The 23,148-nt window shown below is 60.2% G+C and carries 25 protein-coding genes; 10 read left to right on the top strand and 15 right to left on the bottom strand.

Annotated features, from left to right (window positions below):
• Nucleotides 1–4: 4 nt before the first annotated feature.
• Nucleotides 5–1,435: a coniferyl aldehyde dehydrogenase gene (locus F8N96_RS15805; RefSeq protein ID WP_150798583.1), complete on the bottom strand. Its 1,431-nt coding sequence runs from the start codon at nucleotides 1,433–1,435 to the stop codon at nucleotides 5–7.
• A gap of 145 nt (nucleotides 1,436–1,580) precedes the next feature.
• On the opposite strand from F8N96_RS15805, the gene F8N96_RS15800 reads away from it, so the two are divergent.
• A complete protein-coding gene (locus F8N96_RS15800) occupies nucleotides 1,581–2,252 on the top strand; it encodes a TetR/AcrR family transcriptional regulator (protein WP_150798582.1) in 672 nt (223 codons plus the stop codon).
• A 42-nt stretch (nucleotides 2,253–2,294) separates the two neighbouring features.
• Nucleotides 2,295–3,149, top strand: a complete 855-nt coding sequence (locus F8N96_RS15795; RefSeq protein ID WP_150798581.1) for a sulfurtransferase — start codon at nucleotides 2,295–2,297, stop codon at nucleotides 3,147–3,149.
• Here the strand turns inward: F8N96_RS15795 and F8N96_RS15790 are convergent.
• The 6 genes from F8N96_RS15790 to F8N96_RS15765 form a co-directional block, all read right to left on the bottom strand.
• Nucleotides 3,112–3,969, bottom strand: coding sequence for an AraC family transcriptional regulator (locus F8N96_RS15790; RefSeq protein ID WP_150798580.1), 858 nt, complete (start codon nucleotides 3,967–3,969; stop codon nucleotides 3,112–3,114). The genes F8N96_RS15795 and F8N96_RS15790 overlap by 38 nt on opposite strands.
• Nucleotides 3,970–3,973: 4 nt before the next feature.
• Nucleotides 3,974–4,966: a hydrolase gene (locus F8N96_RS15785; protein WP_150798579.1), complete on the bottom strand. Its 993-nt coding sequence runs from the start codon at nucleotides 4,964–4,966 to the stop codon at nucleotides 3,974–3,976.
• Nucleotides 4,967–5,117: 151 nt separating this feature from the next.
• Nucleotides 5,118–6,356, bottom strand: a complete 1,239-nt coding sequence (locus F8N96_RS15780; RefSeq protein ID WP_150798578.1) for a M16 family metallopeptidase — start codon at nucleotides 6,354–6,356, stop codon at nucleotides 5,118–5,120.
• A gap of 118 nt (nucleotides 6,357–6,474) precedes the next feature.
• Nucleotides 6,475–7,107, bottom strand: a complete 633-nt coding sequence (gene rsmD / locus F8N96_RS15775; protein ID WP_150798577.1) for a 16S rRNA (guanine(966)-N(2))-methyltransferase RsmD — start codon at nucleotides 7,105–7,107, stop codon at nucleotides 6,475–6,477.
• Entirely contained in the window at nucleotides 7,107–8,597 is a 1,491-nt protein-coding gene (locus tag F8N96_RS15770; RefSeq protein WP_150798576.1) for a M16 family metallopeptidase, read from the bottom strand. Before F8N96_RS15770 ends, rsmD begins: the two co-directional genes overlap by 1 nt.
• Nucleotides 8,590–9,945, bottom strand: a complete 1,356-nt coding sequence (locus F8N96_RS15765) for a M16 family metallopeptidase (protein WP_150798575.1) — start codon at nucleotides 9,943–9,945, stop codon at nucleotides 8,590–8,592. The genes F8N96_RS15770 and F8N96_RS15765 overlap by 8 nt, the downstream gene beginning before the upstream one ends.
• Before the next feature lie 342 nt (nucleotides 9,946–10,287).
• Between F8N96_RS15765 and ftsY the strand changes: the two genes are divergently transcribed.
• The 4 genes from ftsY to rpoH all read left to right on the top strand — a co-directional run bounded on the left by ftsY (nucleotide 10,288) and on the right by rpoH (nucleotide 14,529).
• A complete protein-coding gene (gene ftsY, locus F8N96_RS15760) occupies nucleotides 10,288–11,874 on the top strand; it encodes a signal recognition particle-docking protein FtsY (protein ID WP_150798574.1) in 1,587 nt (528 codons plus the stop codon).
• A complete protein-coding gene (ftsE, locus tag F8N96_RS15755; protein WP_064680267.1) occupies nucleotides 11,871–12,542 on the top strand; it encodes a cell division ATP-binding protein FtsE in 672 nt (223 codons plus the stop codon). The genes ftsY and ftsE overlap by 4 nt, the downstream gene beginning before the upstream one ends.
• Entirely contained in the window at nucleotides 12,539–13,561 is a 1,023-nt protein-coding gene (gene ftsX, locus F8N96_RS15750) for a permease-like cell division protein FtsX (protein WP_150798573.1), read from the top strand. Before ftsE ends, ftsX begins: the two co-directional genes overlap by 4 nt.
• A 113-nt stretch (nucleotides 13,562–13,674) precedes the next feature.
• Nucleotides 13,675–14,529, top strand: coding sequence for an RNA polymerase sigma factor RpoH (gene rpoH, locus F8N96_RS15745; protein ID WP_150798572.1), 855 nt, complete (start codon nucleotides 13,675–13,677; stop codon nucleotides 14,527–14,529).
• Between the two features lie 173 nt (nucleotides 14,530–14,702).
• Here rpoH and mtgA read toward each other — a convergent pair whose 3' ends face one another.
• On the bottom strand, nucleotides 14,703–15,425 hold the full coding sequence (gene mtgA / locus F8N96_RS15740; protein WP_150798571.1) for a monofunctional biosynthetic peptidoglycan transglycosylase: 723 nt from the start codon (nucleotides 15,423–15,425) through the stop codon (nucleotides 14,703–14,705).
• Nucleotides 15,426–15,499: 74 nt separating this feature from the next.
• Between mtgA and F8N96_RS15735 the strand changes: the two genes are divergently transcribed.
• The 4 genes from F8N96_RS15735 (at nucleotide 15,500) to trmB (ending at nucleotide 17,860) form a co-directional block, all read left to right on the top strand.
• Nucleotides 15,500–15,871, top strand: coding sequence for a DUF423 domain-containing protein (locus F8N96_RS15735; RefSeq protein ID WP_150798570.1), 372 nt, complete (start codon nucleotides 15,500–15,502; stop codon nucleotides 15,869–15,871).
• A 198-nt stretch (nucleotides 15,872–16,069) separates the two neighbouring features.
• Complete coding sequence (gene thiS / locus F8N96_RS15730) at nucleotides 16,070–16,270, top strand: sulfur carrier protein ThiS (RefSeq protein WP_150746653.1); 201 nt, start codon at nucleotides 16,070–16,072, stop codon at nucleotides 16,268–16,270.
• 60 nt (nucleotides 16,271–16,330) lie between these two features.
• Nucleotides 16,331–17,125 carry a thiazole synthase gene (locus tag F8N96_RS15725; RefSeq protein WP_150767690.1) on the top strand — a complete coding sequence of 265 codons (795 nt, stop codon included), beginning with the start codon at nucleotides 16,331–16,333 and terminating at the stop codon, nucleotides 17,123–17,125.
• A gap of 9 nt (nucleotides 17,126–17,134) precedes the next feature.
• Entirely contained in the window at nucleotides 17,135–17,860 is a 726-nt protein-coding gene (gene trmB, locus F8N96_RS15720) for a tRNA (guanosine(46)-N7)-methyltransferase TrmB (RefSeq protein ID WP_150798569.1), read from the top strand.
• Nucleotides 17,861–17,983: 123 nt separating this feature from the next.
• Here the strand turns inward: trmB and F8N96_RS15710 are convergent, their stop codons facing one another.
• The 7 genes from F8N96_RS15710 to F8N96_RS15680 all read right to left on the bottom strand — a co-directional run bounded on the left by F8N96_RS15710 (nucleotide 17,984) and on the right by F8N96_RS15680 (nucleotide 23,147).
• Nucleotides 17,984–18,307 carry a DUF3392 domain-containing protein gene (locus F8N96_RS15710; RefSeq protein ID WP_128873530.1) on the bottom strand — a complete coding sequence of 108 codons (324 nt, stop codon included), beginning with the start codon at nucleotides 18,305–18,307 and terminating at the stop codon, nucleotides 17,984–17,986.
• 9 nt (nucleotides 18,308–18,316) lie between these two features.
• Complete coding sequence (gene hemW / locus F8N96_RS15705; protein WP_150798568.1) at nucleotides 18,317–19,522, bottom strand: radical SAM family heme chaperone HemW; 1,206 nt, start codon at nucleotides 19,520–19,522, stop codon at nucleotides 18,317–18,319.
• The gene (rdgB, locus tag F8N96_RS15700; protein WP_150798567.1) at nucleotides 19,519–20,115 is read right to left on the bottom strand and encodes an RdgB/HAM1 family non-canonical purine NTP pyrophosphatase; all 597 of its coding nucleotides are present in this window, start codon (nucleotides 20,113–20,115) and stop codon (nucleotides 19,519–19,521) included. The genes hemW and rdgB overlap by 4 nt, the downstream gene beginning before the upstream one ends.
• Nucleotides 20,112–20,546 carry a DUF4426 domain-containing protein gene (locus tag F8N96_RS15695; RefSeq protein ID WP_150798566.1) on the bottom strand — a complete coding sequence of 145 codons (435 nt, stop codon included), beginning with the start codon at nucleotides 20,544–20,546 and terminating at the stop codon, nucleotides 20,112–20,114. Before F8N96_RS15695 ends, rdgB begins: the two co-directional genes overlap by 4 nt.
• A gap of 26 nt (nucleotides 20,547–20,572) precedes the next feature.
• Nucleotides 20,573–21,193 (bottom strand): methionine biosynthesis protein MetW, encoded by a 621-nt coding sequence (metW, locus tag F8N96_RS15690; protein ID WP_150798565.1) that lies wholly within the window; start codon nucleotides 21,191–21,193, stop codon nucleotides 20,573–20,575.
• Between the two features lie 7 nt (nucleotides 21,194–21,200).
• Nucleotides 21,201–22,340 carry a homoserine O-succinyltransferase MetX gene (gene metX / locus F8N96_RS15685; RefSeq protein ID WP_150798564.1) on the bottom strand — a complete coding sequence of 380 codons (1,140 nt, stop codon included), beginning with the start codon at nucleotides 22,338–22,340 and terminating at the stop codon, nucleotides 21,201–21,203.
• 216 nt (nucleotides 22,341–22,556) lie between these two features.
• The gene (locus tag F8N96_RS15680; protein WP_150798563.1) at nucleotides 22,557–23,147 is read right to left on the bottom strand and encodes a YggT family protein; all 591 of its coding nucleotides are present in this window, start codon (nucleotides 23,145–23,147) and stop codon (nucleotides 22,557–22,559) included.
• Between the last annotated feature and the right edge of the window lies 1 nt (nucleotide 23,148).

Raw genomic sequence — 23,148 nt, 5'->3', positions numbered from 1 at the left:
ATCGTTAGCGGATAAACAGCTTCTGAATCAGTTTTTGAAGGGGATTGCCGTAGGGCGGGTAGATCAGTTTCGCCGCGTTGAAGCGTTGTTTGATCAGCACACCCTTCGCCTTGCTGAAGGTCAGGAAGCCTTCGTGGCCGTGGTAATGACCCATGCCGGAGGCGCCAATACCGCCGAACGGCATATCGTCCTGAGCGACATGCAGCAGGGTGTCGTTCAGGCAGACCCCGCCGGAATGGGTCTCGCTGAGCACGCGGTTTTGCTCGCGCTTGTCGTAGCCGAAGTAATACAGGGCCAGCGGACGAGGTCGTTGATTGATGTAGGCAAACGCTTCATCCAGATCCTTGTAGGGCACGATCGGCAGCAGCGGGCCGAAGATCTCGTCTTGCATCACTATCATCTCGTCAGTGACGTTGACCAGCAGGCTGTGGCCCATGCGCCGGCCCTGGCCCTGATCGAACAAAGGAATCAGCAGCGCGCCTTTGCTCGTGGCGTCGCTCAGGTAGCCATTGAGCCGCTGCAGTTGTCGGTCATTGATGATCGCGGTGTAGTCCGGGTTGTCCGCCAGGGTCGGATAAAACCCGCGAACGGCCTGGCGATAGGCCTCGACGAAGGAGCCCACGCGATCTTCCGGCACCAGCACGTAGTCCGGGGCCACGCAGGTTTGTCCGGCGTTGAGCGTCTTGCCGAAAGCGATGCGTTCGGCGGCATCCTTGAGGGGCACGTCGCGAGAGACGATGGCCGGAGACTTGCCGCCCAGCTCAAGGGTCACCGGTGTCAGGTTCTCGGCAGCCGCGCGCATCACCTGTTTGCCGATACTGGTAGCGCCGGTGAACAGCAAATGATCGAAGCGCAACCGGGAGAAGGCCACGCCGATCTCGGCTTCACCCAGCACCACGCAGACCAGGTCCTGGGGAAAGATTCGTCCCAGCAGTTCCTTGAGCAGCAGGCCGGTGGCAGGCGTCGATTCGCTGAGCTTGAGCATCACCCGATTGCCCGCCGACAACGCGCCCACCAACGGGCCGATAGCCAGGTACAACGGGTAATTCCACGGCACGATCACGCCTACCACGCCCAAGGGTTGATAAACGACTTTGGCCGAGGCAGGTTGAAAGGCAACGCCGACCTTGCGCCGTGACGCTTTCATCCAGCGCTTGAGGTGCTGGCTGGCGTAATGGATGCCGTGCAGGCTGGGCATCAGTTCGGCAAGCAGGGTTTCATCGGCGCTGCGATGGCTGAAATCCTGGTCGATCGCGTCGATCAAGGCCTGGCGTTCATTGCTCAGCAGATCTCGCAACGCCTTGAGCCATTGCTGGCGTTGCGCCGCTGGCGGCATGGGGTTGCCGGCATACGCCGCACGTTGGGCGTTGAACAAGGCTTGGAGTTCTTCCAGTGGCTGCTGTAGGTTCTGCATGTAGGCGATGTCAGCAGTCATTGTCGGCTCCGGATTATTTTTTATGAAGAACTTTTTAGAGTCTATGCTCTAGAAAGTCAAATGGCATCTGACGCAGCTTTGTTTTATCCGCGTCCGGATAGGTCGTAAGATGCCCGTCACCGCACTCTGAATTTAAGCTCAAGCCATGGCCCCCAGGATCAAAACCAGCGAGCGCATCGTGCAGAACAGCCTGGAGCTGTTCAATCAGCAGGGCGAGCGCAGTATCAGCACCAACCACATTGCCGCCCACATGGAAATTTCCCCCGGCAACCTGTACTACCACTTCCCTAACAAGCAGGCGATCATCGCCGTGCTATTCAACGAGTACGAAAGTCTGGTGGACAGTTTCCTGCGCCCACCCCAGGGCCGCGCCGCAACGGTCGAGGACAAGCGTTACTACCTCAAGGAATTGCTGGCCGCCATGTGGCGCTATCGGTTTCTGCATCGAGACCTCGAGCACTTGCTCGACAGCGATCCGGAGTTGGCAGCCCGTTACCGACGCTTTTCCCAGCGCTGCGTGATTCAGGGAATGGCCATCTACAAGGGGTTTGTCGAGGCCGGTATCTTGAAGATGGACCGGGTGCAGATTGAATCCCTGACCCTCAACGCCTGGATCATTCTCACGTCCTGGGTGCGTTTTCTGTGTACCACGCGGGAAAACTCCAACCACTTGAGCGAACAAGCGATTAAACGTGGTGTTTATCAGGTGCTGGTGCTGGAAGCCGGTTTCGTCACGGATCAGTCCCGCGACGCGGTCAACGCGTTGTTCGAGGAGTTTTATGTGCCACTGGCCCAGGCACTGGAAGAAGTGGGATAGAAAGAGCAACAGGATCGACTACCGCCATCACAGGAGCCCGTTATGCCCATTGCGCAACTGATCAGCCCGCAAGCGTTGGACCTGAAAAAGGACCAGCCAGGGCTGGTGATTCTGGATTGTCGTTTTTCCCTTGAAGACCCGGACTACGGCCAGCGCAGCTATGCCGAAGGGCATATTGCCGGGTCGAGCTTTGCCGATCTTGAGCGTGATTTGAGCGGGGCGGTGGTCAAGGGGGTGACGGGGCGTCATCCGTTGCCCGAACCTGAAGACTTGATCGAACGCCTGCAAGTCTGGGGCATCAATGCCGACAGCGAAGTGGTTTTGTACGACGACGGTCCCGGTGCCTACGCGGCGCGGGCCTGGTGGTTGCTGGCCTGGCTGGGTAAGCGCGATGGCGTGTTTATTCTGGATGGCGGGCTCAAGGCCTGGCACGCGGCAGGATTACCGCTGAGTCTGGATGCGCCCGGCACCGAACGCGGGACCTTCACGGGGGTGCCTGACGACGCGCTCATCCTGAATGCCGAAGCACTTGCGCAACGTCTCGGCCAGCCTGCGCTGACCTTGCTCGACGCAAGGGCCCTGCCGCGCTTCAAGGGCGACGTGGAGCCGATCGACCCGATCGCCGGGCATATCCCGGGCGCGCAATGTGCGGCGTTCACCGATAACCTGGGCAGCGACGGGCGTTTCCTGCCGGCCGATCAGCTCAAGCAGCGGTTTGCCGCGAAACTCGGCAATCGTTCGCCGGCTGATCTGGTGGCGTATTGCGGCTCCGGGGTGACGGCTTGTCACAACCTGTTCGCCTTGTGCCTGGCGGGTTATCCGTTGGGGGCGTTGTATGCGGGATCGTGGAGCGAGTGGATCAACGATCCGGCGCGGGGGATCGCCACCGGCGAGTAAACGCACTGCGATACGCCCCCGGCCCGACCCCGTACACCTGCTTGAACTGCCGACTCAGGTGACTCTGGTCGGCAAAGCCCAACTGTGTGGCCACTTCCAGAGGCAAACAGCCACCCTGTAGCAGCGCCCGCGCCCGGGCGATGCGCTGTTGCATCAGCCAGGTGTGCGGCGGCATGCCGGTGGCGTGACGGAACACCCTGGCGAAGTGGAAAGGAGAGAGGTTTACCGCTGCAGCGAGTTCTTCCAGGGAGGGTGGAGCCGCCAATTGCGCTTGCAGCAGGTCCTTGGCCAGGGTCACCGCCCGGTGTTCCTTGCCCGGTTTGCCCGCGATCGGTATGGCTGCATGACGTTGCAGCAACGACAGCATCAGTTCCCGCCAGACCGTCTGTTGTTGCAGGGCCGTGGACTGACTTTCCAGCAAACGGTGCAGCTGGCAAAAGCCCTTCACCAGATCCGGGTCGCGATACAGCGTGGCGCCGAACGTCGGCAAGGTGTCGGTCGGCAGTTCGAGCTCGGCCAGCAGAGAGAGAATCTGACCGCTATCAGGATAAAACGCCCGGTACAACCAACCGTCTTCCGTGCCTTTATGGCCGGTGTGCAATTCATCCGGATTGATCAAGACCAGCGTGCCGCTACCCGCCAGATGCTCGGCGCCGCGATAGCGATAGCGCTGGGCGCCAGCCATGATCATGCCGATCACATAGCCGTCATGCACGTGGGGCGCGAAACGGTGTTCGATGTAGCGCGCGGACAATAACTCGACCCCGGTCAGCGGTGGCGTTTGCCAGAAATGAATCGATTCGCCTTGATCGGTATCCATCGGCTTACTCACGACCGGTCAGCCACTGAGGAATGCTCCGTTCCAGGTAGTAGCCCGGTTGCCTTAACGAGCCCTCGACGAAGCCGACATGCCCGCCCTTGGCCTGTAGCTCGAATTGAATGCAGTCGGATAACTCTTCTGCCAGCGGCAGGCTATGGGGGAAGACAAAAGGGTCGTCAGCCGCCTGAATGATCAGGGTCGGCGTGCGAATCTCCCCAAGGAAATAACGACTTGAAGCGCGACGATAATAATCCTGGGCATCGACAAATCCATGCAGCGGTGCGGTCACCCGGCCATCGAAATCCCAGAACGTACGCATGTTTTCCAGTGAACCAAGGGCCGCCAGGGCCGCCAGCCCCTCCTTGCGCTCGTCCTGCTGGAATTGCCGTTGCTTATTCTTGATGTAGGCCACCATCTCCCGCATGAAATGCGCCTGATAGAGCTTCGAGAAGCCCTGGCCGATACGGTCGGCGCACTGATCGAGGCGAAACGGCACCGATACCGCCACGGCCGCGAGCACGCCACTGTCACGGCCACTTTCGCCCAGATGCTTGAGCAAGACGTTGCCGCCCAGGGAATAGCCGACCGCATATAAGGGGGCTAACGGCCGCTTGGCCTGCAAGTGTTTGATCACTTCAGCGAGGTCTTCACTGGCACCGGAGTGATAACTGCGTGGCAGTAGATTCGGTTCACCCGAACAGCCGCGCCAGTTCAGCGCGACGCTGGCCCAGCCTTGGTCATTCAGAGCCTTTTGCAATCCGGCCACATAAGGCGAGTTCGACGAACCGGTCAGCCCGTGCAGCACCAGCACCAACGGCGCCTTGGCACTGTGCGGGCCGTGCCAGTCCAGGTCGAGGAAGTCACCGTCCTCGAGCCATAATCGTTCCCGCTCGCGCTCGATGTGGGTGGTTTTGCGCCACAAGGGTCCCCACAAGGTCTGGAAGTGAGGATTGCCAAGGCCGAGGGCGGGGGTGAAGCGTTCTGACGTAAAGGACACGATTGCTCTCAATACAGCGGTACCCAGCTTGGGCGCACCTTTCAGGGCGGTCCGATTAATCTGCCATTTCTACCATATACAGGCCTTTGCATCTTGAAACTCTCATATTATTTCACCGCAAATACGGAAGGGCCGGGTGGTCGTTCGACGTTCACCCAAGATCGTTTTTCATGGGAGAAATATGCGCGACACTGGCTCGTTCCCGGGTGAGGTAGTTGATAGCGGCTTTTTGAACGTCATCAGGCGTGGTTTTCTGATGGTGGGTAAATTCAAGCTTCAGCCTTCCCAGAGAAATATCCGCCACCATCAGCGCAGAGATGTACGTCGCCAGTTTCCTCGCATCATCGAAGACGCGCTGCATGGAGGCGCTGTGGCTTTTGATTGCAAGTTCAATTTCGTCGGTGGAAAAGGGCGAGCGTTTTATCTCCTCTATTATTCTCCAGAATTGAAACTCAATTTCAAGTGGTTCCCAAGAGTGGTGGAAAGCAATGGCGAGCATGCTGTCGGAACGCGGGATCCGATCGAGACGAGTGAACACCGAGGGAAGATTTTCTTCAATCGCGATCAAACGTGCCGGTGCTGATTTCGAAAGCAGGTCGCGCATTATGTCCAATGCTCTTACAGACTGATGATCTGTAGTCGTTGCAAGACTGGGTATGTTGAATATCACCTGCATCATAGGTTCCGGGATATTCTTACCGGCATGTATTGTCTGGCGATAACCAAGTTCCGGGGTCGTCAGCACTGAACTTCGGTTTGGAGTGCCGTGCCTGGCAATTACGCCCAGGTAAAGTTCGGCCAGGCGTTCGATTTCTCCAATTGAAACATTGCCGGTTGCGACCAGCAGTAAATTATTCGGGCCACACCAGTTCTGGTGCCAGGATTGCAGTTGCTCGAGCGTTGGCTCAATGGCGGTGGCGGCGCTGGCGGGTGCGGTGTAATGACGTCTGCCTTTTGCAGCCAGCTTCTCAAGTTCCGGGTTGAAACCGATATCAATTGTGCGGGGAAACAGATCCTGCTTATTAACCGATTTCCAGCACTCCAGATGGCGGCGGAACACCTCCTCCTGGGGGACGAATCTGATGAAGGAGTTCAATGCCTTGAACATTGTTTCCAAATGCTCAGGGGGAAATGACATTATATTGTCAGAATGTTGGAAGCCGTCTATTTTGACCGACTGGTCCAAGTGCTTGTATTCATTTTTAGCACCTAGAACCGCTTTGCCAATCCCTTTCTGTTCCAGGCTCTCATCATCAGGGCCCACTCTATAGGTCAGCTGTAAACAAGCGTCGGCTGTTCGATGATCCTCGCATACGATGACCTTCAAGCCATTTTGAAGTGTGAGCTCGTGAGTGGGGCGAGAAAACAGTTCAGTAGTAGTCACGTTCATCCGTTGATAATCCTTTGCGTCCTTGCGAGTTATTTCGCAAGTTCACCTTGGCTAAAAAAAGATGAGTTAACTACTGCTGATTTGTTTCCGTTTGAAAATACAACATCTGAATGGATTGTCAGTCCATCCAGATGTTATTCAAGCTGGCAGGCGCAAGGCTGCGCTGCCACAACGCGTAGTACACCCGCCCGGATTTTTGCTCCCGGTGCAGGCGCCAATTGCCAGGCAAGCCAAGGGACGATGGCGCGTTTTCACTTTCGGTGTAGATCCAGGCGTCGTCAGCCAGCCACTGGCGCTCTTCCAGCAGCGTGCAGACGGTCGGCAGCAGGTTCTGATTGAACGGCGGATCAAGAAACACCAGGTCGTACTCGACTGCTGTCTGGGTTTCCAGGTAGCGCAAGGCATCGGCTGTCTGAATCTGGCCGGTGGTGCAGCGCAGGGTACCCAGATGTTCCTTGATGCTTGCTACCGCAATATTGCTGGCGTCCAGCGCCTGGCCCATTGCCGCGCCGCGGGACAAAGCCTCGAGAAACAACGCGCCGCTACCGGCAAATGGATCCAGTACCTTGGCGCCGGCGACATAAGGCGCGAGCCAGTTGAACAGGGTTTCACGAACCCGGTCCGGGGTAGGGCGCAAGCCTGGTGCATCGGGGAAGCTCAGCTTTCGGCTGCCCCATTCACCACCGATGATGCGCAGTTGGTTCACACCGTTATGCACGTTGTGGACGGGTTTTTTAGGGCGAGTGGCCATTAATGCTCCGGAACCCCGAGCGGTTGCTCGGCAGGTTTATCAGAAGGGGCCGGTAACGGCTTTTGCGGCACGGTCGGGCCGGCGCTGACGATGACCAGTTTATCCGTGCTCAGGTGTTTGTTCAGTGCGTTTTTGACCTGTTCGACGGTCAGGCTCTGGGACTGCTGCATGAAGTCTTCCAGATAGCTTAATGGCAGGTTGTAGAAGCCCATGGCACCGAGCTGGCCAACGATATCGGCGTTGCTGGCGGTGGACAGCGGGAAGCTGCCGGCCAGTTCGCGCTTGGCGTCGTCGAGTTCTTTTTCCGTCGGGCCGGTCTTGAGGTAGTCGGCCAGTACATCCTGCACCAGTTTCAGTGTGCCTTCGCTCATCTCGGCGCGGGTTTGCAGGTTGATCATGAACGGACCACGCGCCTGCATCGGGGTGAAGCCCGAATATACGCCATAGGCCAGGCCACGCTTCTCGCGAACTTCGCTCATCAACCGCGTACCAAAGCCACCACCGCCAAGGATCTGGTTGCCCATGGACAGCGCCGCGTAGTCCGGGTCGTCACGGTCGATGCCCAGCTGCGCGAGCATCAGGTTGGTCTGCTTGGACGGAAACTCGATGTGGCCGATGCTGGCTTTGGGTTCTGCCGGCTGCGGGATTTTCGCCAGGGCCGGTCCTTTGGGCAGCGCACCGGACACCTGGGCGGCAATCGCCTCGGCTTCGGCGCGAGACAGGTCGCCCACCAGCGCAATCACCACGTTGCCGGAGGCATAGGCTTTTTCATGGAACGCCTTCAATTGCGCCAAGGTGATCGCCGGTACGGTTTTCGCCGTGCCATCGCTGGAATGCGCGTACGGATGATCGCCGTAGAGCCGGTTCATCAGCTCCAGGCTGGCCAGTTTGCCGGGGTTCTGCTTCTGGTATTCGAAACCGGCGAGCATCTGGTTCTTGATGCGCGCGAACGAATCGGCAGGGAAGGTCGGTTTGCCGACCACTTCCGAGAACAGCTGCAGCGCGGGTTCGCGTTTGTCCGGGGCGCTGAGGCTGCGCAGGGACGCCAGGGCCATGTCCTTGAATGCGCCGTTGCCAAAGTCCGCGCCCAGGCCTTCGAAGCCCTGGGCGATGGCGCCGACATCCTTGCCGGCCACGCCTTCGTTGAGCATGGCGTTGGTCAGTACGGCCAGGCCCGGCGCGTCGGCGTCCTGGCTGCTGCCGGCGGAAAAGATCAGGCGCAGGTCGAACATCGGCAATTCGCGAGCCTCGACAAACAGCACCTTGGCGCCTTCGGCGGTGTTCCAGGTCTGCACATCCAGACTGCGGCGGCTGGGTGCCTTGCCATCGAGCTCGGCCAGCGATTGCAGTTTCTGGCTGGCCTTGGCCTTGTCCAGGGCTTCGCCGGCCTTTGATTCGTCGGTCCTGGCAAAGTAAAAGGCGGCAGACCCGATCAGTGCGACGACGATCAGGCCGGCCAGCGCCAGGCGGGTTTTTTTACGCTCACTCATGAGTCGTCTCCTGTGGCAGTACATGGGCGACGCTGAGACGTTCGCGGGTGAAATACTTCTTGGCGGCGTTCTGGATGTCTTGCGGAGTCACGCTTTCCAGGTCTGCCAGTTCGGTGTCCATCAACTTCCAGGACAGGCCCACGGTTTCCAGTTGACCGATAGCGGTGGCCTGGCTGGTGATCGAGTCACGCTCGTAAACCAGGCCGGCAATGACCTGCGCGCGGACGCGTTCCAGTTCTTCGGTGGACGGCGCCGTGGTTTTCAGCTGTTCGAGCAGCTTCCACAGACCGGCTTCAACCTCGGCCATGGTTTTGTTTTTCTGGGTGTTCGGTGTCGCCGACAGGGTGAACAGGCTATCGCCACGGGTATAGGCGTCGTAGCTCGACGAACCGCCGGACACCAGTTCTTCGCCGCGTTCCAGTTGAGTCGGGATCCGACCGCTGTAGCCGCCATCGAGCAGGGCCGAAATCAGGCGCAAGGCATTCACCGGGCGTTTGTCTTCGGCGGTGGCGATGCTGGGCACGTTGAAGCCCAGCATCAGGCTCGGCAGTTGGGTCTGCACGTGCAAGGTGATCTGGCGTTCGCCGGGTTCGGCCAATTCCAGCGGGATTTTCGCCGCGGGCACGTCACGCTTGGCGATCGGGCCGAAGTAGCGTTGGGCCAGGGTTTTGACTTCGTCCGGCGTCACGTCGCCCACCACCACCAGGGTGGCGTTGTTCGGCACGTACCAGGACTGGTACCAGTGGCGCAGTTCTTCGACCTTCATGCGGTCCAGGTCCGCCATCCAGCCGATGGTCGGCGTGTGGTAACCGCTGGCCGGGTAGGCCATGGCCTTGAAGCGTTCGTAGGCCTTGGACATCGGCTTGTCATCGGTGCGCAGGCGGCGTTCTTCTTTGATGACCTCGATCTCGCGGGCGAACTCGTCCGGTGGCAGGCGCAGGCTGGCCATGCGGTCGGCTTCCAGCTCGAAGGCCACGCCCAGGCGGTCGCGGGCCAGCACCTGGTAATAAGCGGTGAAGTCGTCGCTGGTAAAGGCGTTCTCTTCGGCACCGAGGTCGCGCAGGATCAGTGACGCCTCGCCGGGGCCGACTTTCTCGCTGCCCTTGAACATCATGTGTTCCAGGGCGTGGGACAAACCGGTCTGACCCGGGGTCTCGTAGCTGGAGCCGACCTTGTACCAGACTTGGGAAACCACCACCGGCGCACGATGGTCTTCGCGCACGACGACCTTCAGGCCGTTTTCGAGGGTGAATTCGTGGGTGGGTTGAGGGTCGGCAGCCAGGGCCGAGAGGGGCAGGCAAACTGTGCTGAGCAGCAGGCCTGCAGCGCGGCGGGCTAGAGCATTCATTCGTTTTTAAACCTTTGGGGCTGCCCGCTTGTTCTTAGCGTCAGCGGGCGAGAGGGTGCTAGGATACTGATCCGTTTTACTGGCGGCCACGCCTATCAGGCCTCTGTGTTTGATCAGGTTGTATGGGTTTGCGGCAAAAGGCTGTGGTTTATCGACTAGACTTAGCTTTTTCGCCGATTTTGCCGCTTCAGTCCTTCGTGAAATCGATTTTGTAAGGTGCCGTTTGCACCTCGACAAAATGTTGCGCGTGAACAAGCTGGATCAATCGCAGTCTGTTCAGCATCGAATATTTATTTGCCGGGGCGCCCTTGGCGCGTCGCTACTGTGAGATAGCCGTCCTCCATGTTTGGTTCCAACGACGACAAGAAAGCCCCAGCTGCGGCTGGCGAGAAGAAAAGCCTGTTCGGATGGCTGCGCAAAAAGCCGCAGGAACCCGTCGTCGAACAGCCACATCCACAGCCTCTTCCTGAGCAGCCTGAGCCAACACCTGCGCCGGTCATCGATGAAAAGCCCGCGCCGACGGTCTTGCCGATCGCCGAGCCGGTGCTGCAACCGGTCATCGAGCCTGCCCCCCGTGTGGTGGCCGACACCGTGCCCCCGTTGCCGTTGACCCCCGCTGCCGAGCCCTGGCTGACATTGCCTGTGGCGGAAGAGCCGGTGGCATTGGTCGAAGATGAGTTGGCGCCGCACATTGCACCGCCGATTCCGACCCCGACCGCTTTTGCGCCCGAGCCGGTTCAGTCACCGGTGGTGGTACCGGTGATCGCGCCAGTCGTGGTGGCCGAACCTGTTCCGGCGATCCCGGCGCCTGTGGCTCCAGCATTTGTTGCTCCGGTTGCTCCAGTACCCGTTCCTGTTGTTGCTCCAGTTGCTCCAGCACCCGTTCCTGCTGCTGCCCCGGTTGTTCCTGCCCCCGTTCCCGTTGTTGCGCCCGTTGCCCCGGCACCTGTCGTGCCCGTAGAGGCCCCCGCAGAGCCTGCGCGTACCGAGGAAACCAAGGCCGGCTTCTTCGCCCGCCTCAAGCAAGGCCTGTCCAAGACCAGCGCCAGCATCGGCGAAGGCATGGCCAGCCTGTTCCTGGGCAAGAAGATCATCGATGACGAGCTGCTCGAAGACATCGAGACCCGCCTGTTGACCGCTGACGTGGGCGTCGAAGCCACTTCGGTGATCATCCAGCGCCTGACGCAGAAGGTGGCACGCAAAGAACTGGCCGATGCGAACGCGCTCTACAAGTCCCTGCAGGCCGAGCTCGCGGCCATGCTCAAACCTGTCGAGCAGCCGCTGAAGATCACTTCGCAGAACAAGCCGTTCGTGATTCTGGTGGTCGGCGTCAACGGCGCCGGCAAGACCACCACCATCGGCAAGCTGGCGAAGAAGCTGCAACTCGAAGGCAAGAAAGTCATGCTGGCGGCGGGTGACACGTTCCGCGCCGCAGCGGTCGAGCAATTGCAGGTCTGGGGCGAACGCAACAAGATCCCGGTCATTGCCCAGCACACCGGCGCCGACTCGGCCTCGGTGATCTTCGACGCCGTGCAGGCCGCGAAGGCCCGTGGCATCGACGTTTTGATCGCCGACACCGCCGGTCGCCTGCACACCAAAGACAACCTGATGGAAGAGCTTAAGAAGGTGCGCCGGGTGATCGGCAAGCTCGATGCCGACGCGCCCCACGAAGTGTTGCTGGTACTGGATGCCGGCACCGGCCAGAACGCCATCAACCAGGCCAAGCAGTTCAACCAGACCGTCGAACTGACCGGTCTGGCATTGACTAAACTGGACGGCACCGCCAAGGGCGGGGTGATTTTCGCCCTGGCCAAGCAGTTTGGCCTGCCGATCCGCTATATCGGTGTCGGTGAAGGCATCGATGATTTACGTACTTTTGAAGCAGAACCCTTTGTCCAGGCACTGTTTGCCGAGCGGGAGCGTTCATGATTCGTTTCGAACAGGTCGGTAAACGCTATCCGAACGGTCACGTCGGCTTGCATGAGCTGAGCTTTCGAGTCCGTCGGGGCGAATTCTTGTTTGTCACCGGCCATTCCGGCGCCGGTAAAAGCACCCTGCTGCGGCTGCTATTGGCCATGGAACGCCCGACCACTGGCAAATTGCTGCTGGCCGGGCAAGACCTGGCCACCATCAGCAACGCGCAGATACCTTTCCTGCGTCGGCAGATCGGCGTGGTGTTCCAGAACCACCAGCTGTTGTTCGATCGCACAGTGTTCAACAACGTCGCGTTGCCGTTACAGATTCTTGGCCTGTCCAAGGCCGAGATCGTCAAGCGCGTGGACTCGGCCCTGGAGCGCGTGGCGCTGTCGGACAAGACCGATCTGTACCCGGGCGATCTGTCTACCGGTCAGCAACAGCGCGTCGGCATCGCCCGCGCCATCGTCCACCGCCCGGCCTTGCTGCTGGCGGATGAACCGACCGGTAACCTCGACCCGCGCCTGGCAGCCGAAATCATGGGCGTCTTTGAAGACATCAACCGTCTGGGCACCAGCGTACTGATCGCCAGTCACGACCTGGCGCTGATCGCTCGCATGCGTCACCGCATGCTGACCCTGCAACGCGGCCGATTGATCGGCGACGGGGAGGCCGCCGTATGAGTGCGACACGCAGCCCCAAGGTATCTGAACGCGTAGCGCCCAAGGGTGCCGATCCGCAACCGCAGAAGAAAAAACGCGACGATGACGATGGTCCGGACTTCGCCACGCTGCTGCGCGCCTGGATCGAAAGTCATCGTGCCAGCCTGCTGGATAGTTTGCGGCGCCTGGGCAAGCAGCCACTCGGCAGTTTTTTCACCTGCATGGCGATGGCGGTTGCCCTCAGTCTGCCCATGGGCCTGTCACTTCTGCTAGGTAACGTGGAGCGTCTCGGCGGTTCCTGGCAGCGTGCGGCGCAGATTTCCCTCTACTTGCAAATCGACGCCAGCCCGACCGAGGGCGAGGCGTTGCGCGAGCAGATCAAGGGCATGCCCGGTGTGGCGGAGGCCGAATATGTCGGCCGCGACCAGGCGCTGGAAGAGTTCCAGCAACAGTCCGGTCTGGGGGAGGCGCTCAAGGAGTTGCCTGACAACCCGCTGCCCGGCGTGGTGCTGGTGACTCCGGACGAAGTTGACAAGCCTGCCCTTGAAGCATTAAGACAAAAACTTTCCGAGTTGCCGAAGGTACAACAGGCGCAACTTGATCTAGTCTGGGTCGAGCGTTTGGCGGCGATCCTCAAGCTGGGTGACCGTTTTGTCTTCGGTCTGACCGTGCTTCTGGTTTCTGCATTACTTTTGGTGATAGGCAATACCATTCGTCTTCATATTGAAAACCGCCGCACAGAGATAGAAGTGATTAAACTCGTGGGCGGCACTGACAGCTATGTGCGCAGGCCCTTTCTGTATATGGGGGCGCTTTATGGCTTTGGTGCGGGGATTCTTTCATGGGGCCTACTGGCGTTCGGCCTGGACTGGCTGAACGACGCGGTCGTCGGGCTGGCCGGATTGTACGGCAGTGATTTCGCGCTGGCCGGAGTGCCGGTTGCCGACGGTCTGTCGCTCTTGCTTGGCGCGGTGCTGTTGGGGTATATCGGTGCATGGATTGCAGTCGCACGCCACCTGAGGGAGCTTGCGCCAAAGTAATATCATTTTGCTCGTATTGACCTTTCAGCGTTTATGGGAACTTGTCTTTCGGTTTCCGGTCAATTTTCGCAGTGCTGAACTGCACGAGTTATGTAAGTCGGAGGTTTTTTCGTATGACCAATTCTTTGCAACCTGCATATGCTCTGGTCCCGGGTGCGAACCTGGAGGCCTATGTGCACACGGTAAACAGCATTCCATTGCTGACGCCGGAGCAGGAGCGTGAACTGGCCGAGAGTCTCTATTATGAGCAGGATTTGGGGGCGGCTCGGCAGATGGTGCTCGCCCACCTGCGTTTTGTTGTACATATTGCCCGTAGCTATTCCGGCTACGGTCTGGCTCAGGCTGACCTGATCCAGGAGGGCAACGTCGGCCTGATGAAGGCCGTGAAGCGCTTCAACCCGGAAATGGGTGTGCGCCTGGTGTCCTTTGCGGTGCACTGGATCAAAGCGGAAATCCACGAGTTCATCCTGCGCAACTGGCGCATCGTGAAAGTCGCGACCACCAAGGCCCAGCGCAAGCTGTTCTTCAACCTGCGCAGCCAGAAGAAACGCCTGGCATGGCTGAACAACGAGGAAGTCCACCGTGTGGCGGAAAGCCTTGGCGTAGAGCCGCGGGAAGTGCGCGAGATGGAAAGTCGCCTGACCGGCCATGACATGGCCTTCGACCCGGCCGCGGAAGCGGACGACGACAGTGCATTCCAGTCGCCGGCCAACTACCTGGAAGACCACCGGTACGACCCGGCCCGTCAACTGGAAGATGCCGACTGGAGCGACAACTCCAATAACAACCTGCACGAAGCGCTGGAAGTGCTGGACGACCGCAGCCGTGACATCCTCTACCAGCGCTGGCTGGCAGAAGAAAAAGCCACGCTGCACGACCTGGCGCAGAAGTACAACGTGTCGGCCGAGCGCATTCGTCAACTCGAGAAGAGCGCGATGAACAAGCTCAAGTTGTCGATTGCGGCGTAACCTGCACACCGGCAATAAAAAACGCCCCGATCAGAGATGATCGGGGCGTTTTTTTTCGCGTCGTCCCCTGTAGGAGCGAGGCTTGCCCGCGAAGGCGTTGTATCAGCCGCCATCGTCATGACTGACACGACGCCTTCGCGGGCAAGCCTCGCTCCTACAGGGATCGCGTCAATTCATTGAGACCAAGGCGCCCGGCGCGAATCGTTGATGCCAACCAGATAACTGTCGCCACCCAACTGGCTCATCTGCTGCCGAATCCACCCCGCCCGCCGAGCTACATAGCTGGTCGGATGGCCGGCGCTCCACACGCGCGGGTTGGGCAATACGGCGGCCAGCAAACTTGATTGCTGTCGGCTGAGACCCTTGGCGCTTACGCCAAAGTGATGCCTGGCCGCCGCTTCGGCGCCAAATACTCCTTCATCCCACTCAACGCTGTTGAGGTACACCTCAAGAATCCGCTGCTTGGGCCACAGTACTTCGATCAACCCGGTAAACCAGGCTTCCAGGCCTTTGCGCAGCCAGCTGCGGCCGGACCACAGGAACAGGTTTTTCGAGACCTGCTGGCTCAGGGTGCTGGCACCCCGGATCGTGCCGCCGAGCTCGTTGTGGGCCAAGGCTTTCTGGATCGCACCGAAGTCAAAACCCCAATGCTCCGGGAATTTCTGGTCCTCGCCCGCAATCACCGCGACTTTCAGGTCGTCGGAGATTTCATCCCAGGGTTTCCAGGTGCGTTGCAGGTCAATCGGTTCGCCGTCGATCCAGGATTCGATCTTGCGCTCGACCATCAGCGTGGTCCCTGGCGGTGGCATCACGCGAAAAATCAGGACCAGCACTACGCTGCCGCCCGCGAACCAGAGCAGGGCCTTCATGAATCGTCGCAAAAATATACGCAGCATAGAGATGGCTTGGCCGAACCCGTCGAGCGGGCCATTATACAGACCCTGTGGATCGAGTCTGACTGGAGTTCTTCATGCTGCGTGGCTTTCTGATGCTGGCCGCTTTCTTCGGCTTCACCGGTGTTGCTCTTGGAGCCTTTGCGGCCCACGGACTGAAAAGCCGCCTGACGGCCGAGTACCTGGCGATATTTCATACCGGCGTCACCTACCAGCTGGTGCATACCTTGGCATTGCTGGGTGTGGCGCTGCTGGCCACGCAGATGCCCGGTCGCTTGATCGCTTGGGCCGGCGGGTCCTTTGCCATCGGCATTTTGCTATTTTCCGGCAGTTTGTACCTGTTGACCATGACCGGTATCAGCAAGCTCGGGATCATCACGCCCTTCGGCGGCCTGGCATTCCTGGTCGGCTGGTTCTGCCTGGGCCTTGCCGCCTGGCGCCTGGCCTGACCCCCCCTGTAGGAGCTGGCTTGCCAGCGAAGGCGTACTTTCAGACAACAATGATGTCGACTGTAACGGCCTCTTCGCTGGCAAGCCAGCTCCTACAGAGGGCAAAGCGCGTCTGTCCAAATCATGACGAATGGCTTGGGTCGCCAAGACTGATCGGGCTAGAATGCCAGCCCCTAAAAATGATGGCGGCCATTCGGTATGCGCATTCAATTGAACGGCGAATCCCTTGAACTGCCCGACGGTGAAACCGTTGCGGCCCTGCTGACCCGTCTGGAACTGACCGGACGCCGGGTGGCGGTCGAACTCAATCTGGATATCGTCCCGCGCAGCCAGCATGGTGAAACCACGCTGAACGACGGTGATTCGGTCGAAGTGGTCCACGCCATCGGCGGCGGCTAGTCGTCCGGCCCTAAAGGGCACAGAATTCTGCAAGAACCTCACCCCTACAGAGGATTTCCCATGAGCATCGTTCGTAGCGACAAGCCCTTCGTCCTGGCCGGTCGTACCTACCAGTCACGTTTGCTGGTAGGCACTGGCAAGTACCGCGACATGGAAGAAACCCGCCTGGCCATTGAGGCCTCGGGTGCCGAGATCGTCACCTTCGCCGTGCGCCGCACCAATCTCGGCCAGAATCCGGGCGAACCGAACCTGCTCGAAGTCCTGTCGCCGGATCGCTACACCTTCCTGCCGAACACCGCCGGTTGCTTCGACGCTACCGAGGCTGTGCGCACCTGTCGCCTGGCCCGTGAGCTGCTCGGCGGTCACAACCTGGTGAAGCTGGAAGTGCTGGCGGACCAGAAAACCCTGTTCCCCAACGTGATCGAAACCCTCAAGGCCGCCGAAGTGCTGGTCAAGGAAGGTTTCGACGTGATGGTCTACACCAGCGATGACCCGATCATCGCCCGGCAACTGGCGGAAATCGGCTGCATCGCGGTGATGCCGCTGGCCGGTCTGATCGGCACGGGCCTGGGGATCTGCAACCCGTACAACCTGCAGATCATCCTCGAAGAAGCCAAGATCCCTGTCCTGGTGGACGCCGGTGTCGGTACCGCCTCCGACGCTACCATCGCCATGGAACTGGGCTGCGAAGCGGTGCTGATGAACTCGGCCATCGCCCATGCCCAGCAGCCGGTCATGATGGCTGAAGCCATGAAACATGCGATCGTCGCGGGCCGCCTGGCCTACCTCGCCGGCCGCATGCCGAAAAAACTCTATGCCAGCGCCTCCTCGCCGCTGGATGGTCTGATCAAGTAAGAGCCATTGATGACTGAATCGAACGAAACGCCTATCCAGACGGAAGAAGGCGAAGAGCGCCAACATCGCCGCATCAAGAGTTTCGTGATGCGCGCCGGGCGCATGACCGAGGGCCAGCAACGCGGTCTGGACCAGGGCACGCCGCTGTTCGTGCTGCCTTTGGCCGATGCGCCGGTGGACTTCGATCAGGTGTTCGGTCGCTCGGCACCGCGCTCGCTGGAAATCGGTTTCGGCATGGGCCATTCGCTGCTGGAAATGGCCGCCGCCTCGCCGGAACAGGATTTCATTGGCGTGGAAGTGCACCGTCCAGGAGTTGGCGCGCTGCTCAATGGCGTACTGACCCAGGGGCTGACCAACCTGCGGGTCTACGATTGCGATGCGATCGAAGTGCTCAACCGTTGCGTGGCCGACAACAGCCTCGATCGCCTGATGCTGTTTTTCCCGGACCCGTGGCACAAGAGCCGCCACCACAAGCGCCGTATCGTTCAGGCGTCGTTCGCGGAACTGGTGCGCAGCAAGTTGAAGGTCGGCGGTGTACTGCACATGGCCACCGACTGGGAGCCCTATGCCGAGTACATGCTGGAAGTGATGAATGTCGCGCCGGGTTATCGCAACCTGGCCGAAGACGGCAAGTGCGTCCCGCGCCCGGCCGAGCGCCCGATCACCAAGTTCGAACGCCGCGGTGAACGGCTGGGGCATGGGGTCTGGGATTTGAAGTTCGAAAAGCAGTCCTGAGCGACATAAAACTGTAGGAGCGAGGCTTGCCCGCGAAGAACGATGACACGGTGTATCAGGTACACCGCAGCGTTCCCTTCGCGGGCAAGCCACGCTCCTACGGGATGTGTGTTGTCCTGAGTGTCAGCGGCGGTCTGCGACTACGCCGATCAGCACCAGCACCACCAGCAACACCGGCGCCAGGCTGTAATTGTTGAATTGGCTCAGGCCCTTGATGATCCACGGTGTGGCGTAGATCAGCGCCACACCGCTGCCGACCATGCACACCAAGGCCATCAGCGGCACGCGCAGGGCGCCGGCGATGCTGCCCAGGCGCTGGTCGACCCAGCCTTTGATATCCGCGCCAAACAGCACCAGCAGGCAGCCTACCAGGGCCAGGGCGATTTCCGAGAGATTGCTGCGACTCCAGCGGGACGCCGTAGCGAGCAGGTCGAGTACCAAATCCATTCGATTTCCTTAGGTCAGAAATTTCTGCAGCAAGTCGTTGAGGAAGAGTTGTCCGCGCTCGGTAGCCGCCAGACGTGACGGTTCGACCTGCAACAGGCCGCTTTGTTCGGCTTCGCGACGGCTTTCGGCGAGGCTTTCCAGGGGCATTCCGGTGCGTTCCGGGTACAGCCGCGCCTCAACCCCGGCCGTCAGGCGCAGGGCGTTCATCAGGAACTCGAACGGCATCTCGTCATTGGTCAGCGCTTTCTCGCCGGCCTGGAAGCTTTTCGCCGGATTCAGGTAATCCTTGGGCAGGCGGGTCTTCCAGGTGCGCACAATGCGCCCGTCCGGATGGCTGAGCTTGCCGTGGGCACCGGCGCCGATGCCGATGAAGTCGCCGAAACTCCAGTAATTGAGGTTATGCCGCGCCGCGCGGCCGGGCTGGGCATAGGCCGAGACTTCGTATTGCGCGTAACCGTGCTCGGCCAGCAGGGCCTGGCCGGCTTCCTGGATGTCCCACAAGGTGTCGTCTTCCGGCAGCGTCGGTGGCTGGTTCCAGAACACCGTGTTCGGCTCCAGCGTCAGCTGATACCAGGACAGGTGGGTCGGCTTCAGGGCGATGGCCTGGCGCAGGTCGCCCAGGGCGTCGTCCAGGGACTGATCGGGTAATCCGTGCATCAGGTCCAGGTTGAAGTTGTCGAAGCCAGCCTGACGGGCCATGCCGGCGGCACGCACGGCTTCATCGCCGTTGTGAATCCGCCCCAGAGCCTTGAGCTTTTCTTCCTGGAAACTCTGGATGCCGATCGACAGGCGATTGATCCCCAGCTTGCGGTAGGCGACGAACTTTTCCTGCTCGAACGTCCCCGGATTGGCTTCCAGGGTGATTTCGATGTCACTGGCAAACGGAATGCGTTGCTCGACGCCTTTGAGCAAGCGGCCCAACGCCCCGGCGCTGAACAGGCTGGGCGTACCGCCGCCAAAGAAGATCGAGCTCAGTTCACGGCCATAAACGGCGTGCAAGTCCTGATCGAGGTCGGCCAGCAAGGCGTCCACATACTCTTCCTCCGGCAGCACCGGGCTGGCGGTGTGGGAGTTGAAGTCGCAATAGGGGCATTTGCGCACACACCACGGGATGTGGATGTACAACGCCAGGGGTGGCAGTACAGGCAGGGCCGCCCGGGGCGATTGTGCGGCGCCACCGAAAATCAGTGGCGACGCGGACGATTCAAGGGTCATTTCAAGCCCAGGCGCTGGCGCAGCAGATCCATTGCACGGGCGCGGTGGCTGATGAGGTTCTTTTCGCTCGGGCTCAGCTCGGCGCTGGAGCAATCGCGCTCCGGTACCCAGAACAGCGGGTCGTAGCCAAAACCGTGCTCACCGCTGGCTGCCGGCAGGATGCGGCCGTGCCACAGGCCTTCGCAGAGGATCGGCAACGGATCCTCGGCATGCCGCACCAACGCCAGCACGCAGACGAACTGTGCGCCTCGCTCGGCTTCAGGCACGTCTTTCAAGGCGTCGAGCAGTTTGGCGTTGTTCGCCGCATCGCCCTGGCCGTCAGCGTAACGGGCCGAATAGATACCAGGCGCACCGCCGAGGAAGTCCACCGCCAGCCCCGAGTCGTCGGCCAGCGCCGGCAGGCCGGAGATGCGCGCGGCATTGCGGGCCTTGAGAATGGCGTTTTCAACGAACGACAGGCCGGTTTCTTCAGGCTCGACGCTGCTGAACTCGCCGATCGAGCGCAGTTGCACCGATTCGCCGAGCATGGCCTGGAGTTCCTTGAGTTTGCCGGCGTTATGGCTGGCCAGTACGAGTTGCGTGAAATTGATCATTCGCCGGGGAAAAGCTCTTGGTTGAAATTGATGGTGTTGATTTTATCGCCGTTCTGCACCTTGATGTCGAAGGTTCGGACTTCCTGCTGATCGACCGGGAACTGGGCGATGTAGTAGATCGCGCCTTGTTCAGTGATCTGTTTGAACTTCAACGGCACGGTCTGGCTGGTGAGGTCTTTTACCGATCCGCTGACTTCGGCGGTCAGAGGCTTGCCTTCCTTGAGCACGGAAACGTTGATCACACCCTGGTTCTTGCTTCGAGTCAGCCCGGCCGCTTTGGCGATGTCAGGTGTCAGGAAGGTGGAGTTGAAGGTGTTGTAATGCACCGTCACATCGCCAAATGTTTCCTTGCGCTCGCCTTTGATGACGTCGGCAGCCATCGCAGTGACGCTCAGGCAGGCAGTAAGTAAAAACAGCGCTAGACGACCCATGATCATTCTCCTCGAAATGTGGTGATTCAGACCGCGACCTTGTGGTCCGCAAGCCCCGGGCTGCTGACGCGGTAAATACCGATCTCACCTAACAGATTAGGCCATAGCTTACTGGCCCACCCGTGCCGATGCTGTTGATCCACGGCCAGCCGATCAATGACCTTGGCTTCACGTTCGCGGCACAAGGCTTCAAAGTCAGCGAAGGTGCAGAAGTGGATGTTCGGCGTGTTGTACCAGGTGTAGGGCAGAAACTCGGAAACGGGCATCCGTCCCTTGCTCGCCAGGTACCAGCGGCAGCGCCAGTGGCCGAAGTTGGGGAAGGTGATGATGCACTGGCGACCGACGCGCAGCATTTCCTCGAGGATCCTGTCCGGGTAATGAACGGCCTGCAGCGCCTGGGTCATGACCACGATGTCGAAACTGTTGCTGGCGAAGTTGCCGAGGCCCTTGTCCAGGTCCTGCTCGATGACGTTGATGCCCTTGGCCACGCACTCGGCGATGTTGTCCGGGTCGTTTTCCAGTCCATAACCGGTCACTTGCTTGTTGTCCCGCAGCCAGGTCAGCAGCTCACCATTACCGCAGCCGAGGTCGAGCACGCGGCTGCCGGCGGGGATCCATTCCTGGATGATGTCCAGATCGGCTCTCATGTCTTCCTCAAAGCGATATACGTTTCATGTAGTTGCTGAACGCCTGCAGGTAGCGCGGAATCGGAATCAGGAAGGCGTCATGGCCTTGCGGCGCGTCGATTTCCAGGTAGCAGACGTCTTTCTTGGCGGCCATCAACGCGTCCACCAATTCCCGCGAGCGGGCCGGGGAGAAGCGCCAGTCGGTGGTGAACGACATCACGCAGAATCTGGCGGTGGCGCCGGCGAAGGTTTTCGCCAGGTCATCGTCGAAATTCGCTGCCGGATCGAAGTAGTCCAGCGCCTTGGTCATCAGCAGGTAAGTGTTGGCGTCGAAACGCCCGGAGAACTCTTCGCCCTGATAACGCAGGTAGCTTTCGACCTGGAACTCGACGCTGTGGAAGTCGTAGTTGAGCTTTTCGCTCTTCAGGCCGCGGCCGAATTTCTCGCCCATGGAGTCGTCGGACAGGTAGGTGATGTGCCCGACCATCCGCGCCAGCATCAACCCGCGCTTGGGGATCACGCCCGCTTCCTGGAACGAGCCGCCGTGAAATTCGGGGTCGGTGAGGATCGCCTGGCGCGCCACTTCGTTGAACGCGATGTTCTGCGCCGACAGCTTGGGCGCCGAGGCGATGGCCAGGCAGTGCCGCACGCGGTCCGGATAAGTGATGGTCCACTGCAGGGCCTGCATGCCGCCCAGGCTGCCGCCAATCACGGCGGCCCACTGGCTGATGCCGAGCAGGTCGGACAAGCGCGCCTGGCTGTGCACCCAGTCTTCCACGGTCAGTACCGGGAAGTCGGCGCCGAACGGCTTGCCGGTTTCCGGATTGATGCTGCTCGGGCCGGTGGAGCCGTTGCAGCCGCCGAGGTTATTCAGGCTGACTACGAAGAACCTGTTGGTGTCGATCGGTTTGCCGGGGCCGATGCAGCTGTCCCACCAACCGGGTTTGCGGTCATCGGGGCTGTGGAAACCGGCGGCGTGATGGTGGCCGGACAAGGCGTGGCAGATCAGCACGGCGTTGCTCGCCGTGGCGTTCAGCGTGCCGTAGGTCTCGTAAATCAGGTCGTAAGCCGGGAGCGAACGGCCGCAGGCCAGGGCCAGGGGTTCGCTGAAGTGCGCCACTCGCGGCGTCACCAGACCAACAGAATCGGGGGGAAAGGCAGCTGGCATCGACCCTGCTCTCGTTGAAATGAGGCGTAAGTCTAAAGACCGGTGGGGTTAGCGGCAAGCAAAGGCCGGGCCTGATTTCATTCAGTCAGACCCGGGTGCGGCATTCGCGGGCAAGCCTCGCTCCTACAGGGATCACATCAGTCCTGTAGGAGCGAGCGGTTCGGCGACCCGACTTGCCCGCGAAGAACGATAACGCGGTGAGCCTGCAGACCGCGGTTACATCAGCAGGCGCAAAATTTCCGGCATCATCGTCATGGCGGCCAGGTTGTTGATCACCAGCATGTCAATCAGCTTGAGCACCACGAATGCCAGGATCGGCGAGATATCCAGGCCGCCCAGGTTCGGCACGATCTTGCGGAACGGCGCCAGGGCCGGCTCGCAGATCTGGTTCACCAGCTCGGCGCCAGGGTTATGGCTACCCGGTGCGACCCACGACAGGATCACGCTGATGATCAGCGCGAAGAAGAATATCTTCAGGAACAGCGCGGTCACGCCAATCAGCGACCAGAGCAGCAATTGCAGGGGGTTGCCGGTGGTGCCGTAGGTCAGCAGCAGGGTCAGGGCCATCAGCGCCAGTTGCACGAGGATCGCCAGCACCAGCGAGGACATGTCCAGGCCGAACATGCTCGGGATGATCCGGCGCAGCGGCTTGAGCAGCGGTTGGGTGGCTTTTACGGCGAACTGGCAGAGCGGGTTGTAGAAGTTCGCGCGAACCAGTTGCAGCACGAAGCGCAGCAGCACGATCAGCAGGTACAGGCTGCCGAGGGTTTGCAGCACGTAGACCGCTGCAGTGTTCAATCCAATCATG

It is taken from the genome of Pseudomonas fluorescens (assembly GCF_902497855.1).
GTDB classification, from domain to species: Bacteria; Pseudomonadota; Gammaproteobacteria; order Pseudomonadales; family Pseudomonadaceae; genus Aquipseudomonas; species Aquipseudomonas fluorescens_BI.
The sequence above is the reverse complement of the archived record's forward strand: the minus strand, read 5'-3'. Positions and strand labels throughout refer to the sequence as shown.